Origin of the sequence: Luteibacter sp. 329MFSha (assembly GCF_900111665.1) — a bacterium.
Classification (GTDB): Bacteria; Pseudomonadota; Gammaproteobacteria; order Xanthomonadales; family Rhodanobacteraceae; genus Luteibacter.
In genome coordinates, this window is the sequence record NZ_FOJE01000002.1 from 26,616 (window position 1) to 41,521 (window position 14,906).

A 14,906-nucleotide genomic window follows, 5' to 3' on the forward strand; every position below is an offset into this window, starting at 1 on the left:
TTCAACCCGCTATCGACACCCCACGGAGGGCGGAAAGGTCCGCCCGGCAGTCCGCCAGGGGCGCGAACCCGCGCACCGCCTCGGGCGAGGGGAGCACCGTCTCACGGCTGGCGCGACCCAGGGGCGTCACCCGCTCGGTCCAGTGGATCAGTTCCATCGCGCCCGTGAAGTCCTCGATCAGGGCGGTGCAGTGCTCCACCCAGTCGCCGTCGTTGAGGTAGAGCACGCCGTCCATGGGGCGTACGTGGCCGAAATGGATGTGGCCGCAGATGTGTCCGTCGAGGCCGCGCTCGCGGGCGTCGTCGGCGACGCGCTTCTCGTAGCCGCGGATGTACTCGAGCGCCGCGCCCACGTGCGACTTCAGGATGATCGAAAGCGGCAGGTAGGGCAGCTCGAGGCGCAGGCGCACGGCATGCACGCGCCGGTTCGCCCAGCAGATGAAGCGGTGCAGGGTGTCGCCGAGCGCGTTGATCCAGCGGCGTCCCACGTGTTCCGGGTCGAACTCGTCGCCGTGGCTGACGCGGTAGCGGCGCCCGTCGGCACCTTCGTGGATGGCGTCGAGCTCCACCCGGATGCCCGCGAGGGTGCTGCCGGCGAGCCCGCGCATCTGGAAGTCGTGGTTGCCCGGTATGTAGATCACCTCGACCCCGCGCGCGGCGAGCGCGACGAGTTCGGCGATCACGGCCGTGTGGTCGGAATGCCACCAGTGGCGCTTGCCGAGCGCCTCCAGGTCGACGATGTCGCCGACGAGGTAGAGCCGCTCGCAGTCGACCTGGCGGAGGAAATCGAGGAGGTACGCCGCCTTGCAGTCGGGCGTGCCGAGGTGCACGTCGGAGATGAAGGCGCTGCGGCAGGTGAGCTTCGCCATGGCATCGGTTCCCGGGGTTGTCCCGGGTGCCCAGTCTCGGGCCGCGAGGTAACCGCGGCATGGCGGTCGTGTTTCAGCGCCGTGGCAGCTCGCGCAGCGCGGCCCTGGCCTCGGGGAGGATCGCGTCCACCCAGAGCGCGTACTGCGCGGCCGAAGGATGCAGCCCGTCGGCCACCAGCATGTCCGGCGCCGCCCCGGCCTTGCGCGAGGCGGGCGTCACGTCCACCCAGCGCGCGTGCAGGCGCAGCGTTTCGTCGCGGGCGATGGCGTTGAAGGTGTCGATGTCGCGCGCGATCGCCGCGCGGTCGCGGCCTTCCGCGAAGGCCGTCACGCCCCAATCTGGAATCGACACGACAACGACGCGGCGCGCGTCGCCGGCGAACGTCGCCGCGCGCTCCAGCAACTGGCGGAACTGCTCGCGGTATTCGCTCGCGGCACGGCCGCGGTACTGGTTGTTCACGCCGATCAGCAGCGTCACGAGGCCCCAGCGCCCCTGCGGCGCGGCGGCATCGATCGCCGCGGAAAGCTCGTCCGTGGTCCAACCGGTCGTGGCGATGATGCGCGGCGGGTCGACGTCGATCCCGTCCGCGCGCAGCCGGACGGCGAGCTGCTCCGGCCAGCGTCCGGCCTCCGGCACGCCCTCGCCGATGGTGTACGAGTCGCCGAGGGCGAGGAACGTCGGCCGCGCCATCAGGCGACGGCGCTCGCCGAGGGGATCGTTTCGTCGGCCATGCGGGTCAGCACGCGGTCGACGCGCGTGAACACCTCGGCCAGCTGCGTGGGCTCCGGCAGAAGCGTCAGGCGCAGATGCCGGCTGGCGGAGAGATTGAAGCTGGTGCCCGGCACCACGAGCACGCTCTCCTCTTCGAGCAGGCGCAGCGCGAAGGCGGTGTCGTCGAAGTGGGGCATCGCATCGGCGCGGATCTGCGGGAACGCGTAGATCGCGCCGCCCGGCGCCACGACGTCCAGGAACGGGCTGGCGGCCACGTGCTCCAGAACGACGCGGCGTGCCTCGTGCAGGCGTCCGCCGGCGGCGGTGAGCGCGCCGATGGTCGGCTTGTCGAGCAGCGCGGGACGCACCGCCCACTGCGCGGTGACGTTCGCGCAAAGACGCAGCGCGGCGAGCAGCTGCAACGCGTCGCGGTACTCGGCGGTTCGCGCCGGTGCGCCGGAAAGACTCATCCAGCCCACGCGATAGCCGCAGGCCCGGTGCACCTTAGACAGGCCGCCGAAGCTCACGCAGGGATGGTCCCCGGCGACGGCCGCGAGCGGCTGGAAAGGCGTGCCGTCGTAGAGGATCTCGTCGTAGATCTCGTCGCAGAGCAGCAGCAGGCCGTGCCGGCGGGCCACCTCGACGATGCGCTCGAGCAGCGCCTTCGGGTAGACCGCGCCCGTGGGGTTGTTCGGGTTGATCAGCACGAGCGCGCGCGTGCGCGGTCCGACCAGCGCGTCGATTTCGTCGGGGTCGGGCAGGTGGCCGTTCTCGGCGAGGCAGCGGTAATACCGCGGGCTGCCGTCGTTGAGGATCGTCGCGGCGCTCCACAGCGGGTAGTCGGGACTCGGCAGCAGCACCTCGTCGCCCGGCTGGAGCAGCGCGCGCAGCGAGATGTCGATGAGTTCGCTCACGCCGTTGCCGATGAACACGCGCTCGATGTCGACACCCGTGGCGCCACGGGCGCGCTGCTGGCCGACGATGGCTTCGCGGGCCTCTTCCAGGCCTTGCTCATGGCCGTAGGCTTCGCTGTCGACGAGGTGGGCGCCGATGGCTTCTCGCAGGTGCGGCGGGGTGGTGAACCCGTAGCGGCCGGGGTTGCCGATGTTCAGCTTGATGATCGGCTGGCCGGCCGCTTCCATGTCGCGGGCGCGCCGGGTGAGGGCGCCGCGGATTTCGTAGCGCACTTCCGCCAGGTGCGCGCTGGGCTTGATCGAGGACACGTCGGGCCTTCCATAACTCGCCGCCGGGCCCTTTCCCGGCGGTCGTCATCCGATCGTAACAGCGTCCCGATGGGCCCGCGAGGCGGAAAACGGCCGCGGAGCGGGCATAATCGCGCCCATGACCGACACCCCGGACCTGGCGCGCCTGCGCCGTATCGGCTGGCGCGACCCCGCGCTGCCGGACGATCCACGCCGCCTCGCGCGCGTGGTGGCGCAGCATCGTGCCGGTTACGAGGTGCACGACGGCTCGGTCGCGTTCAACGCGCAGCCCGCCGGCGTCTTCCTCAAGCGCGGCCTCGATCCTTCGCTACGGCCGGCCGTGGGCGACTTCGTGCTGCTCGACCACGCGAACCATCCGGTCATCGAGGCGATCCTGCCGCGCCGCTCCGTGCTCACCCGCGCGGCGGCCGGCGAGCGCTACGAGCGGCAGATCATCGCCACGAACATCGACCACGTACTGGTGCTCACCGGCCTGGACGGCGATTTCAACCCGTCGCGCATCGAGCGCTACCTCACGCTGGTGGAAGGCTCCGGCGCCCGTCCCGTCGTGCTGCTCGGCAAGGCCGATACCGGCGTCGACGTGCAGGCGGCGCTCGACGCGCTGGTGGCGCGCCTGCCCGCCGACGCCGCGGTGCACGCGATCAACGCGAAGGATCCGTCCACCGTCGCGCTGCTTGCGCCTTACCTCGGCCCGGGCATGAGCGCCGTGCTGGTGGGTTCGTCCGGCGCGGGCAAGTCCACGCTCACGAACACGCTGCTCGGCGAAGAACGCATGGCCACCGGCGCCGTCCGTTCCCACGACAGCCGGGGCCGGCACACCACGACGCACCGCGCGCTGCTCAGTCTGCCGACCGGTGGCTGCCTGATCGACACGCCCGGCATGCGCGAGCTGAAGCTCACGGGCGAGGAGAACCTCGACCTCTTCGCGGACATCGAAGCGCTCGCCGCGCAATGCCGGTTCGCGGACTGCAGCCACGGCAACGAGCCGGGCTGCGCGATCCAGGCCGCGCTCTCGTCGGGCGAGCTGTCGCCGCAGCGCTGGCGCAATTACCTGAAGCTGCACGACGAACGCGAAGAACAGGCGGCCACGCTCGAAGCGCGGCTCAAGCGCAAGGCGGGACCGAAACATGGCGCGAAGCCGCGCCGTGGCGACTGGTCGCGCGATCCCGACTGACGCGAGCGCCACCTACGCGCATCGCGCCGGTGGCCGACATACGCCACGACGTCCCACGACTAACGTGCTCCGCCTCTATCGCGAAGCAGGGAGTCGTTCATGGCCATTCGTTCGCGCGGACGCAACGTACTCGCGCTCGCCATCCTGTGCGGCATTGCGCCGCCCGGGCACGCGGCGCAGTTCACGCGCGGCGTCGTGGTCGAACGCGGGCACGCGGAGCAGTTCCTGCCCGGCGACCTGATCGCGGTCGCCGATCCGGGGAGCATCGCGTTGCGCATCGGGGCACGCGCCACCGTAGACGGCGAGGGTCTTTCCATCCGCCACGGCGGGGCCGGTGACGCGACGCGTCGCTCCCACGGCATCGTCGCCGTCGACGGTGCCGTGCTCGCGCTGAGCCACAGCAGCGTCTCGATGCGGGCGCCATGGTCGACCGGCCTGCAGGTGCAACGCGATGCGAGCGCGTGGCTCGACACCGTGCGCATCGATATCGGCGCGGATCACGGCACCGCGCTCGCGCTCAGCGGTGGATCCGCGCGCCTGGATCGTAGCGTGCTCGATGCCGGGCGCGGCCACGCGATCGACACCCGGTTCCCGAACGGTGGCACCGCCACCGTGACGATGCGCGACAGCGCCGCGCACGGACACATCGAGACCGGCGACGTGGGACTCGTGCTTCGCGTCGTCGACAGCACGCTGGTCGGCGACATGATCCGGAGCGGCGCGGGCATGCTCGACGTGTCGCTGAGCGGAAGCACCTGGCGCGGCGCGGCGCACGGTCCCACCTCGTTCGCGCTCGAGCGAGGCACATGGACGATGACTGCGGACAGCGGCATCGGCGACATCCGCGTGGGCCGCGATGGGCGCGTCGCGCTCGCACGCACGGGCACCTTCGGCACGCTGCGCGCGGGCACCTGGCATGCGGAACCCGGCGCTGCGCTCGTGCTGCGTACACGCCTCGATGCCGGCGGCACGCTGGCACGCCAGGGTACCGACCGCCTGCTCGTCGCGGGCGACGTGGATGGCACGACCGCGGTCGAGGTCGTGCATACGGGTGGAGCTGGCGCGAACACGGCCAACCCACGGAGGCCCAACGGCGCGAGTGACGGCATCAGCATCGTGCAGGTCGGCGGGCATGCCACGGCCGATGCGTTCCGGCTCGCGGGCGATCACGTCGCCGTCGGCCCGTGGCGATACCAGCTGCACGCATACGCTCCCGACGTATCCGATCCATCGCAACGCCTCGTGGCCGGCGAAGGCGGGTTCTGGGATTTCCGGCTGCAAAGCACCCGCGTCGATCGCCACGGGAGGATGCCGGGACAGGACGCATTGCGCGGCGGCGCTCCCGATCGCGCGGCTCTGATGGCCCAGGTGCCGGCCTACCTCGTGCACGATCACGCGCTGATGGGCTTCGGCCGCGCGGCGATGGACGCGTTGCAGGCGGACGATACCGACGAGGCGCGCGAGCCGGCGCTGCGCGCCCGGGCGTTCGGCGGCGACAGCCACTACCGGAGCAGCCTCGGATTCGTCGACTACGGCGTCGACTACGTAAGAACCGATCGTGGGTTGCAGCTCCTGATGGACACGCCTGTCACCAGTACGGAAGGCACCGTTCTACGGCTGGGAGGCGGGCTCCTCGCCGGAAAGTCGTCCGTGCGGACGGATACGGCCGAAGGGCGCGCGTCGGCATCCACGTCTGCCGCAGGACTCGCGTTGTTCACCCGCCTGTCCACCGACGGCGGCTGGCGCCTGGCCGGCGGACTCGTGGCGACGCGATACGTCACGGCGGTCTCGGCTCCCGGCAGAGGCGAAACGCTGCCTGCGCGACACGCGCACGGGCTGGACACCTCGCTGTCGCTCGCCTGGCGTTGGCAGCTGGGGACGCACGCGGTGCTGGAACCGGGTGCCGCATGGCTTTCGCAGTGGCTTTCGACGCACGGCGCCACCGATCGCGACGGCATCGTCCTCGCGCCGACCTCCGCGCGCCGCGCGGTGTCGCGCATCGGCGCACGCGCATCGATGCCGTTCGCCCCCGAAGGGCGGACGCTCTACGCATGGGAAACGTATCTCGACGTGCGCTACGAGGCAGCGTCCGATCGGGCGGCGAGCGCGACGCTCTCCGGTGAGCGCTTCGCCGCGGGCCGCGCGGGCGCTGCCACCGTGACGTCGCTTGGCCTGCGCGCCGAGCTGTGGTCGCGCACGAGCGTGTGGCTGGAGGCATCCCGTCGCACGCGATCCGGCCGTGCCGGCGAGGCGGGCCTGCGCGCGGCCGCCGGTGTCTCGGTGGTGTTCTGACAGCTCGACGGTCAGTACGTCACCGTGACGGTGACCGTATCGCTGTATCCGCCCGCCGCGGCGGCCGGCTGCACGGGGACGCGGCCGTAGACGGTGAGGGTCTGCTCCGACCCCGAGCCGGTACCTGTCGCGGTGTCACTGTTGAACGTGTTGCCCCAGCGCTGCGTGCGTTGGCTGTCGCGGTACAGCTCGTAGGCGACGAAGCCCGATCCGGAGGCCATGCGTCGCGTCGATCCCGAGGCGTTCTGGCCGTTGTCGAGCCCGACCTGGAACGGCGAGCGGTTCGTGCAGGTCATCCTCAGCAACGACGTCTGATCGGATGGCGTGCGAAGGAAGCCGGGCACGTTGCCGAAGTCGAGTGCCGTGGCGGTCGTGATGGTGCATGCCTTCGCCACGGAGGACGTCACGGTCGACGATGGCCCCGCGGCCGTGCCACCGCCGCCGCCGCCGGTCTGGCACCCGGCGGGAAACGTGCCGAGGCTGAGCAGCGCCTCGTTGTACCGCCACGCGATACCGTTGGCCGCGGCGCCGCCCGCCAGCGTGGCGCTGTAATTGCCGGGTGAGAGCGACGGCTGTGGCGTCGGGATCCGTCCGTACACCGTCGCCGAACCGGTCTGCGTCTGCGGATTCGACAGGATGGTGAACTGCAACTGGAAGGGCAGCGGTGCATAGGTCGCGTTGCCGATGGGGCCGAGCACGCTGGTTCGCTGCGAGTCCTTGTAGATGTCGTAGCGCATGCGGTCGTTGCTGGCGTTGATCATCGTTCTCGGCGACACGGCACCCTGGTCGTCCGGTGCCATGCCGAGACATCCGGTGAGGTACACGCCGTAAAGGCCGCCGAGCAACCCGCCGGTATACGTGCAGCTGTAGTTGATCGTCGCCACCGTGTCGACGGCGGAGCCTGTCGGCTGCACGGCCGGGAAGGCGAGCGTGGTGATGCTCGTGACGCTGCACGTGGTCACCGCCTGCGCGCGCCCCGCCACGAACAGGGAGGCGACGCAGATCAGCACGATCGCGAGCCACTTCATGGCTCGCTCCGACAGGTGAGCGGGCCGATCTCGGGCAGGTCGCGCGCGCCCTTCGGATACGTCAGCTGCGCCCGGCAACGCGTGTGGTCGGGCAACTCGGCCTGGAGCGATGTGTCTCCCGGCAGGTTGTCGAGGTAGACGAGGCCGTCGTAGCCCACGAACGCCTCCTCGCCGGCTGGTGTGACGACACGCGTGCCGACGGCGAGCGGCTGCCCGCGACCGTCGACGAGGATGACCGACGCGGCGCGCACGCGCCGGATCGGGAAGCGCACGACGACACCCGAGCGATCGGCGGGCGCGACGATGGTTTCCACGCGCGAGACGCGGTCGTCGGCGGGCAGGTCCAGCGGGTCGATGCTGAGGCGATTGTCCTGGTAGGCGTTGAGGCGCGACACGAGCAACAGGCCACGCGCATCCGTGACTCCGGTGCGGCGGTTTTCCAGCAGCACCGGAATGTCGGCGGCACCCTCCGTAGTCACCAGCGCGAACGCGTCGTCGATCCGGCGGGCGGCGAACGCATGCCCACCCATCAGCACGACCGCGCCGTTCGCGTCCGCGTAGCCGTAGGTCGACGCACCCATCGTGCTCGCGCCGATCGTGAGCTGCCCGCGATTGCCCAACCAGCCCACTTCGCCGAGCCCGCCACCGTCGGCGCCGCCGCGGCCCTGCACGTGCCAGCCGAAGCCGCCGTCGCCGTCGATGGGGCGGCTGGCGTCGACGATCCCCGCCGTGTCCCCGCGGTCGCGCTGCAGGGAAGTACTCCACGTCGTGCGTTGGTCGAGTGCCACGGTGACGCCGACGAAGATGCTGCGGTCCGCCGCGTCGTCGAGGTTCTGGTTGTAACTCGCGTTGAAGGAGATGCCGCCGCCGAGCGTGCGCAGCAGGAAGAGGCCGGCGTAACGCGACGCCTCCTGGCCGGCGTAACGCAGGCGCACGAGGTTGGCGCCGAAGCTCGTGTCGCGGACGTTGAAACCGATCAACGCGCGATCGCTCACTCGTGGCGGCGGCGATCCGTACCCGGCCGCCACGTCGCGATAGCGTGCGTCGCCGCGCACGGTGTCGAACGACGCGTTCACGTAGCGGCCGTTCCAGGCGTAGCCCAGTCCGTACTGCGCGCCGCCACCGCGCGAGACGGCATACGACCCGTTGACCAGATGCGCGCCGCCGGGATTCCAGATCGCGCCGGCGCCGGCGGTGCCGCGCCCGTCGCCGGCCTCGACGTGCGATTCGAGGGTCAGGCGGTCGTCGACGCCACGGCGCCATGTGCCGCTGACGACGGGCGCGCTGGCGTAATCGAACGAGTCGATGCCGTAGCCCTGGCGAACCTTGCCGAGTTCCACCGACCAGTCGTCGAGCCCCGCCCGCAGCAGCTGGCGTGCCGAATAGAAGGGAAAGGTCACCGTACTGCTGCGCCCGAGCGCGTCGGTGAGGACGACCTGCGCCTGGCCCGCCTGGTCGACCCCGGGCACGGCGGTGAGCTGGAAGGGGCCCGCCGGCACCCGGCCGCTGTATTGCCGAACGCCGTCCACGTACAGCTCCACGGCCGACGGCGCCGTCGCCTGTCCGAAGAACTGCGGAAGCGGCGTCGTGACTGTGTAGGGCTGCAGGGCGAAATCGCTGCCGTACGCGATGCCGCCGATGCGCGTCGCGCGAGTCCAGGAAAGATAGCCGGTGAACGTGTCGCCGACCGTCAACGCCTGCGCGCGGTCGGGGAACGCGAGGCGCCACTGCGTGTCCAGGCGCACGGTACCGCCACGCCATCCGTCCTCGCGCGTTTGATAGCGACGGGTCAGCGACGTGTTGCTGAGCACGCCGAGGCCGTCGCTGAAGCCGCGCAGTTCGGCATAGCCGCTCACGTTGCCGAGGCCGTCGCCGTGCGCGGCGTACACGTCGTAGTTGAGCAGCAGGCCGGTGCCGCTGACCGCCTTCATGGCGCTGCGCTCCGGGCGGTTCAGCACGGTGGTGGGCAGCGACAGCCTCTCGGGCGGCACGTCGATCGTCACCTGCTGCCGTGCCACGTCGTAGCTGTAACGGAGGTCCGGGATCGACGCGAGGCACTGCTCGCGCTCGTCGGCGCCGCTGGCGAAGCCCAGGCCGCGCAGGTCCGCCGGCGTCGCGCAGAGCGTGCCGTCGCGGCGGACGAAATGGACGAGCCTGCCGGTGGCGCTGCCGTTGAGCACGACCTCCAGGTACAGGTCCTCGCCGACCGTGCGCACGCGCGGATCCACCGTCGGGGGCGGCGGCACGGCGAGTGCCTCGGTCGTCGTGGCGTGCGCGGCGCCCGCTTCGAACGCCAGCACGCTAGCGGCGGCCCGGGTCCACGACCAGGGTCGACTCCGCCGTCTCACCGTTGATCCTCGCGCGCAGGGCACCGCCGCCCGGTGGCGTCGCACCCGGCACGCGCCACTCCATCGTGGCGCCTGGCAGCGCGTAGCCGACGAGACCCGGCAGCAGCGACATCCGGTCCCCCTTCGCATCCTGCCGCACCACGTCCGCGATCTGCGCGTGGCCGGTGCCGGTGTTGCGCACGCGCAGTACCGAACCGCCGGGCGTGGCATCCCAGCTCGCCTGCAGCGTCGCCTTGACGGTCGGATCGCCGCGTGGCGCGAGGAATACCGGCACCGAATACCGCAGCACGAACTTCAGTCCCTCCGTGTCCTTTCCGTTGACCGGCAATTCGTCGACCAGCACGCGATAGGCACCTTCGTTCCCGTCGCCCGGAGGATCGATCTGACGGATGACACGCACCATCTGCCGATCGCCGGGCGCGATCGTCACCATCGGCGGGCTGACGACCAGATCGCGCGACGCTTCCAGGTAATCCTTGCCGTCCGCCTGCGTCCAGCGGAACACGCGTACCTGCGCGTGGATCGCGTCGTTGCCCGTGTTCGTCAGCCACAGCGCGTCGGCGCGGGTGACGGCGGCGAAGCGCATGCCGATCGGCGACACCTGGAGACCGCTCGCGCTGGCGCTGGGCAGGGACCCTGCGGCGGTGGCCATCGCGAGGGCCACCGCGATGGCTCTCGCAACGGGGGGCGCGCATCGACGCACCGTCAGTACGTGATGGTGGCGGTGATGACGTCGGTGTACGCGCCGGCCGGGAAGTTCGTGCTCGGCACGCGTCCGTAGACGGGAATGTTCTGCACGGTCCCCGTACCGCTACCGGCGAACACGTTGCCGCCGGTGCCCGTCGTGCTGCCCCAGATGTCGGCCGCGCCGCGCGACGGATTGCGGTAGAGCTGGTAGGGCACGAGCGCGGTGCCGTTGGTCATCGCGCGCGTCGTCGCGCTCGTCCCGTTCTGTCCGTTGTCGAGCGCGATCGTGTACGGCGCGCTGGGAGTGCAGTTCACGTTGAGCGCGCCCTGGTTGTCGACGTTCGTCGCCGTGGAGGGCTGGGTGCCGAAGTTCACGTCGGTCGGTGCGGTCGTGCTGATGTCGCACGCCGCCGTGATCGTGATCCGCACGTTGAACGTGGTCGTGGCGGTGGCGGCCCGAAGCTGTGGCGTGGCCACGGCGGCCGAGCCGAGCGCGGCGAAGACGAGGGGACGAACGAGGTGGCGCATGGCGATCTCCGAAGGTGGCGCACGCCGGAACACCGGCGTTGCGGGACGTGGTTCCTTCGGCTGCAAGAATCGGTGCGCGTGCGGTCGCCGCATGTGAAATTCCGGCCACGCTGCCGGATCGGCCTAGCGATGCCGAAAGTGCACAACGCCATGTCAAGGCTGCTTGACACGCCCCGCGAGAGCGCGCAGGATGATGTCAAGTGTGCTTGACACCCATGGCATCAGGGGAAAGACCATGCGAGCGGTGCTTCCGTCACCGGCGGTCGAGACCGTCGCCATCTGGGTACTGCCGACGCTGCTGTTCTGCTTCGGCGTGGCGAAGTGCGCCGTCCTGCGGCACTACCGCGACCAATGATCAACCGCGTTCGCGAACTCCGCGGCGAGCTCGGCTGGTCGCAGGCGGACCTCGCCGAGCACCTCGACGTCTCGCGTCAGACCGTCAACGCGATCGAGACGGGCAAGTACGATCCGAGCCTGCCGCTGGCGTTCCGCATCGCGCGGCTGTTCGGCCTTCCCATCGAATCGATCTTCACTCCCGGGGAATGACTGCATGAAGCGACCACCACGGATCGCCATCGTCGTCGCCATCGTGGCGGCCGTCCTCTCGGGACGCCAGTGGACGAAAGCGCACGGCGAGCCGTCCGCGAGCCCGTCCCCGCCCGCCGTCACGCGGCCGGCGCCACCGCGCGTGTGGCGCGTCGGATCGGTCGAGCTGAAGCCTTGCGAATTGCCGCAGGCGCATTCGGGGCTGTCAACCGCCGCGTGGTGCGCACCCTTCGACGTGCCCGAGGACCGTGCGAATCCCAAGGGACGCCACATCGCCTTGCAGCTCGCGCTCGTGCGCAGCAGCGCGCAGGTGCCGGCGAGCGACATCGTGGCATTCATCGCGGGCGGTCCCGGGCAGTCGGCCGCGGAGAGCTATCCGGCGATCGCCGCGGCGATGGCGCCCCTGCTGCAGCATCGCAACGTGCTGCTGCTCGACCAGCGCGGCACCGGTGGCTCGCACCCGCTCAGCTGCCGGGACGCCGGGCCGGGGGCGCCGGCCGGGGCGGACGAGGCGCATGGCTTCGACGCGGAAGCGGTGCGGAAGGAAACGCGGACCTGCCTCGGTCAGCTGTCGAAGGACGCCGATGTCCGTTTCTACACGACGACCGACGCCGTCGCCGACCTGGAAGACGTACGCCGCGCGCTGGGCTCGCCGAAGCTGGATCTGCTCGGGGTCTCGTACGGGACGCGCGTGGCGCAGCAATATGCGATGCGTCATCCCGACGGGCTGCGCACGCTGATCCTCGACGGCGTCGCGCCGAACGGCCTGGTGCTGGGCGAGGATTTCGCGGTGAACCTCGACGCGGCGCTGAAGGCGCAGTTCGCGCGTTGCCACGCCGACGAAGCATGCCGCAAACGCTTTAACGATCCTTACCAGACGCTCTACCAGCTACGCGACGCGCTGCGCGCGAACCCGCACAAGGTGACGTTCCGCGATCCGCAGGACTATTCCTCGGTGCAGCGCGTGCTCAGCGAGTTCTCGCTCGCGACGGTGGTGCGCATGTTCGCCTATTCGCCGGAAACCGCCGCGCTGCTTCCGCTGTCGATCGACGCGGCGGCGCACGGCGACGTCGGTCCGCTGCTCGGGCAGGCGAAGCTGCTCACCGGCGATCTCGGCGACACGATGGACGGCGGCATGCAGTACTCGGTCATCTGCACGGAGGACGCCGACCTTCTCCAGCCGCGGCCGCAGGACAAGGACACGATTCTTGGCGACACGCTCATCGAGGCCTTCCGCGCGGCCTGCTCGGTATGGCCGCACGGCGAGCGCCCGGCGAACTTCCACGCGCCGCTGAAAAGCGACGTGCCGGCCCTGCTGATGTCCGGCGAGTTCGATCCGGTGACCCCGCCCCGCTACGGCGACGACGTGGTGAAGGGACTGCCGAACGGCCGCCACCTCGTGCTGAAAGGGCAGGGCCACAACGTCGTGGCGCGAGGCTGCATGCCGCGCGTGCTCGAGCGCTTCATCGACAAGGCCGACGCGAAGGGGCTGGACGTGAGCTGTCTGGACCGCCTGAGGCCCTTGCCCGTATTCGTCGGATTCAACGGAGCCACGCCATGATCGAGGTGAGGGAGCTGCACAAGTCGTTCGGCGAGGTGCGCGCGGTCAACGGTGTGAGTTTCGTCGCCCGCGACGGAGAGATCACCGGCCTGCTCGGTCCCAACGGCGCAGGCAAGACCACGACGCTGCGCATGCTCTTCACGCTGATGAAGCCGGACACCGGCCAGGTGCTCGTCGACGGCGTGGACGCGGCGGTGGATCCGGATGCCGTGCGCCGCCAGCTGGGCGTCCTTCCCGACGCGCGCGGCCTGTACAAGCGCCTGACGGCTTCCGAGAACATCGATTACTTCGGCCGGCTCCACGGACTGCCGCCGGCCCTGCTGCGCGACCGTCGCGAGGCGCTGATCGACGCGCTGGAGATGCGCGACATCGCGACGCGCCGGACGGAGGGCTTCTCGCAGGGGCAGCGCGTGAAGACCGCCATCGCACGCGCGCTCGTCCACGATCCGCGCAACGTGCTGCTGGACGAGCCGACCAACGGGCTGGACGTCATGGCGACGCGCGCGATGCGCCGCTTCATGCGGCAACTGAAGGACGAGGGGCGCTGCGTGCTCTTCTCCAGCCACATCATGCAGGAGGTCGCGGCGCTCTGCGATCGCATCGTCGTGATCGCGCACGGGCGCGTCGTCGCCGACGAGGCGCCGGCGATGCTGCTCGAACAGACGGGCGAGGCGACGCTCGAGGACGCCTTCGTGAAGATCATCGGCACGGACGAGGGGCTCGCGGCATGACGGCTTTCTCCACGGTCTACTGGAAGGAAGTGCGGGAGAACCTGCGCGACCGCCGCACGTTGATCAGCGCGCTCGTCACCGGCCCGCTGCTCGGCCCCGTGATGTTCATCATGCTGATGAACGTGATGGTCACTCGCGAACTGGCGAAGACGGACCGGCCGCTGACCGTGCCGGTCATCGGCGCGGAGCTCGCGCCCAACCTCGTCGCCGCGCTCAGGAGCGCGAGCATCGACGCCGGCCCGGCGATACCCGACCCCGAGAACGCGGTGCGCGAGCAGCGTACCGACGTCGTGGTGAGGATTTCGCCGCGTTATCCCGAGGCCTGGGCGAAAGGACAGCCCGTGCAGGTGGAGCTCATCTACGATTCGTCGCGTCGCGACGCGTCGGCGCCGATCATGCGCGTGCGCGGCCTCGTCGAGAGCTACGGCCGGCGCGAAGGGGCGATGCGGCTGATCGCACGCGGCATGTCGCCGAACACGGCGTGGCCCGTGCAGGTCGCGGACCGCGACCAGGCGACGTCGCAGTCGCGTTCCGCGCTCATGTTCTCCTTCCTGCCGTACTTCTTCGTGCTCACCGTGTTCCTGGGCGGCATGTACCTCGCGATCGACCTCACCGCCGGCGAGCGCGAACGGCAGTCGCTCGAGCCGCTGTTCGTCAATCCGGTGCCACGCTGGCAGATCCTGGCCGGGAAGCTCGGCGCGATCTGCACGTTCGCCCTGGTCAGCCTGTTGCTCAGCGTCGCGGCCTTCGCGACCGCGCCCTGGTTCATCCCGACGGAGAAGATCGGCATCGCGCTGGATCTGGGCTGGCGCTTCGGCTCGCAGGTCGTGTTGCTCATGCTTCCCATGATCCTGCTGCTCGCCGCGTTGCAGTCGCTGGTCTCCGCGTTCGCCAGAAGCTACCGCGAAGCGCAGACCTACCTCTCGGTGCTGATGATCATCCCCGTGCTGCCGAGCCTGCTGCTGTCGGTCGTCGCCATCCGCGCCGAGCCCTGGATGTACGCGGTGCCGCTGCTCGGACAGAACCTCGGCATCGTGCAGCTCCTGCGCGGCGACGGCATGACGGCGTGGGAGATCGGCCTGTGCATGGCCGGTGGCTTCACCGCGGCGATCCTCGCCATCTGGGCCACGGCGACGATGTACCGCTCCGAGCGCCTCGCGATCTCGGGATAGGAGGCCCCGAAAGCGTGGCTACCGGAGGGTGGGAGC

Annotated in this window: 13 protein-coding genes; 6 read left to right on the top strand and 7 right to left on the bottom strand. The window is 70.4% G+C overall.

Features of this window, described 5'->3' with window-relative positions; genetic code table 11:
- Position 1: 1 nt before the first annotated feature.
- The 3 genes from BMW54_RS11420 to BMW54_RS11430 form a co-directional block, all read right to left on the bottom strand.
- On the bottom strand, positions 2 to 868 hold the full coding sequence (locus BMW54_RS11420) for a UDP-2,3-diacylglucosamine diphosphatase (protein WP_090056001.1): 867 nt from the start codon (positions 866 to 868) through the stop codon (positions 2 to 4).
- A gap of 73 nt (positions 869 to 941) precedes the next feature.
- Positions 942 to 1,559, bottom strand: a complete 618-nt coding sequence (locus tag BMW54_RS11425) for an SGNH/GDSL hydrolase family protein (RefSeq protein WP_090056004.1) — start codon at positions 1,557 to 1,559, stop codon at positions 942 to 944.
- Entirely contained in the window at positions 1,559 to 2,803 is a 1,245-nt protein-coding gene (locus tag BMW54_RS11430; RefSeq protein WP_090056006.1) for an aminotransferase class I/II-fold pyridoxal phosphate-dependent enzyme, read from the bottom strand. The genes BMW54_RS11425 and BMW54_RS11430 overlap by 1 nt, the downstream gene beginning before the upstream one ends.
- A gap of 118 nt (positions 2,804 to 2,921) precedes the next feature.
- On the opposite strand from BMW54_RS11430, the gene rsgA reads away from it, so the two are divergent.
- Entirely contained in the window at positions 2,922 to 3,977 is a 1,056-nt protein-coding gene (gene rsgA, locus BMW54_RS11435) for a ribosome small subunit-dependent GTPase A (RefSeq protein WP_090056008.1), read from the top strand.
- Positions 3,978 to 4,076: 99 nt separating this feature from the next.
- Positions 4,077 to 6,269 carry an autotransporter outer membrane beta-barrel domain-containing protein gene (locus BMW54_RS11440; RefSeq protein WP_090056011.1) on the top strand — a complete coding sequence of 731 codons (2,193 nt, stop codon included), beginning with the start codon at positions 4,077 to 4,079 and terminating at the stop codon, positions 6,267 to 6,269.
- Positions 6,270 to 6,280: 11 nt separating this feature from the next.
- On the opposite strand, the gene BMW54_RS11445 is transcribed toward BMW54_RS11440, so the two are convergent.
- From BMW54_RS11445 to BMW54_RS11460, 4 genes are read right to left on the bottom strand one after another with little or no spacing between them, the layout of a single operon-like run.
- A complete protein-coding gene (locus BMW54_RS11445; protein ID WP_090056013.1) occupies positions 6,281 to 7,297 on the bottom strand; it encodes a Csu type fimbrial protein in 1,017 nt (338 codons plus the stop codon).
- Positions 7,294 to 9,597: a fimbria/pilus outer membrane usher protein gene (locus BMW54_RS11450; RefSeq protein WP_175472842.1), complete on the bottom strand. Its 2,304-nt coding sequence runs from the start codon at positions 9,595 to 9,597 to the stop codon at positions 7,294 to 7,296. The genes BMW54_RS11445 and BMW54_RS11450 overlap by 4 nt, the downstream gene beginning before the upstream one ends.
- A gap of 1 nt (position 9,598) precedes the next feature.
- On the bottom strand, positions 9,599 to 10,297 hold the full coding sequence (locus BMW54_RS11455) for a fimbrial biogenesis chaperone (protein WP_139206095.1): 699 nt from the start codon (positions 10,295 to 10,297) through the stop codon (positions 9,599 to 9,601).
- Between the two features lie 53 nt (positions 10,298 to 10,350).
- Positions 10,351 to 10,860 (bottom strand): Csu type fimbrial protein, encoded by a 510-nt coding sequence (locus BMW54_RS11460; protein ID WP_090056021.1) that lies wholly within the window; start codon positions 10,858 to 10,860, stop codon positions 10,351 to 10,353.
- A gap of 351 nt (positions 10,861 to 11,211) precedes the next feature.
- Here BMW54_RS11460 and BMW54_RS11465 point away from each other — a divergent pair, with 351 nt between their 5' ends.
- From BMW54_RS11465 to BMW54_RS11480, 4 genes are read left to right on the top strand one after another with little or no spacing between them, the layout of a single operon-like run.
- Positions 11,212 to 11,406 carry a helix-turn-helix transcriptional regulator gene (locus BMW54_RS11465; protein ID WP_090056024.1) on the top strand — a complete coding sequence of 65 codons (195 nt, stop codon included), beginning with the start codon at positions 11,212 to 11,214 and terminating at the stop codon, positions 11,404 to 11,406.
- Positions 11,407 to 11,410: 4 nt separating this feature from the next.
- Positions 11,411 to 12,967, top strand: coding sequence for an alpha/beta fold hydrolase (locus BMW54_RS11470; RefSeq protein WP_090056028.1), 1,557 nt, complete (start codon positions 11,411 to 11,413; stop codon positions 12,965 to 12,967).
- Positions 12,964 to 13,698, top strand: a complete 735-nt coding sequence (locus tag BMW54_RS11475; RefSeq protein ID WP_090056031.1) for an ABC transporter ATP-binding protein — start codon at positions 12,964 to 12,966, stop codon at positions 13,696 to 13,698. The genes BMW54_RS11470 and BMW54_RS11475 overlap by 4 nt, the downstream gene beginning before the upstream one ends.
- Entirely contained in the window at positions 13,695 to 14,870 is a 1,176-nt protein-coding gene (locus BMW54_RS11480) for an ABC transporter permease (RefSeq protein ID WP_090056034.1), read from the top strand. The genes BMW54_RS11475 and BMW54_RS11480 overlap by 4 nt, the downstream gene beginning before the upstream one ends.
- The last annotated feature ends 36 nt before the right edge of the window (positions 14,871 to 14,906 follow it).

Bases quoted from the DNA above. Each gene is read 5' to 3' on its own strand.
- BMW54_RS11420 (WP_090056001.1), bottom strand. From the start codon at position 868: ATGGCGAAGCTCACCTGCCGCAGCGCCTTCATCTCCGACGTGCACCTC.
- BMW54_RS11425 (WP_090056004.1), bottom strand. From the start codon at position 1,559: ATGGCGCGGCCGACGTTCCTCGCCCTCGGCGACTCGTACACCATCGGC.
- rsgA (WP_090056008.1), top strand. From the start codon at position 2,922: ATGACCGACACCCCGGACCTGGCGCGCCTGCGCCGTATCGGCTGGCGC.
- BMW54_RS11440 (WP_090056011.1), top strand. From the start codon at position 4,077: ATGGCCATTCGTTCGCGCGGACGCAACGTACTCGCGCTCGCCATCCTG.
- BMW54_RS11445 (WP_090056013.1), bottom strand. From the start codon at position 7,297: ATGAAGTGGCTCGCGATCGTGCTGATCTGCGTCGCCTCCCTGTTCGTG.
- BMW54_RS11455 (WP_139206095.1), bottom strand. From the start codon at position 10,297: ATGGCCACCGCCGCAGGGTCCCTGCCCAGCGCCAGCGCGAGCGGTCTC.
- BMW54_RS11460 (WP_090056021.1), bottom strand. From the start codon at position 10,860: ATGCGCCACCTCGTTCGTCCCCTCGTCTTCGCCGCGCTCGGCTCGGCC.
- BMW54_RS11465 (WP_090056024.1), top strand. From the start codon at position 11,212: ATGATCAACCGCGTTCGCGAACTCCGCGGCGAGCTCGGCTGGTCGCAG.
- BMW54_RS11470 (WP_090056028.1), top strand. From the start codon at position 11,411: ATGAAGCGACCACCACGGATCGCCATCGTCGTCGCCATCGTGGCGGCC.
- BMW54_RS11475 (WP_090056031.1), top strand. From the start codon at position 12,964: ATGATCGAGGTGAGGGAGCTGCACAAGTCGTTCGGCGAGGTGCGCGCG.
- BMW54_RS11480 (WP_090056034.1), top strand. From the start codon at position 13,695: ATGACGGCTTTCTCCACGGTCTACTGGAAGGAAGTGCGGGAGAACCTG.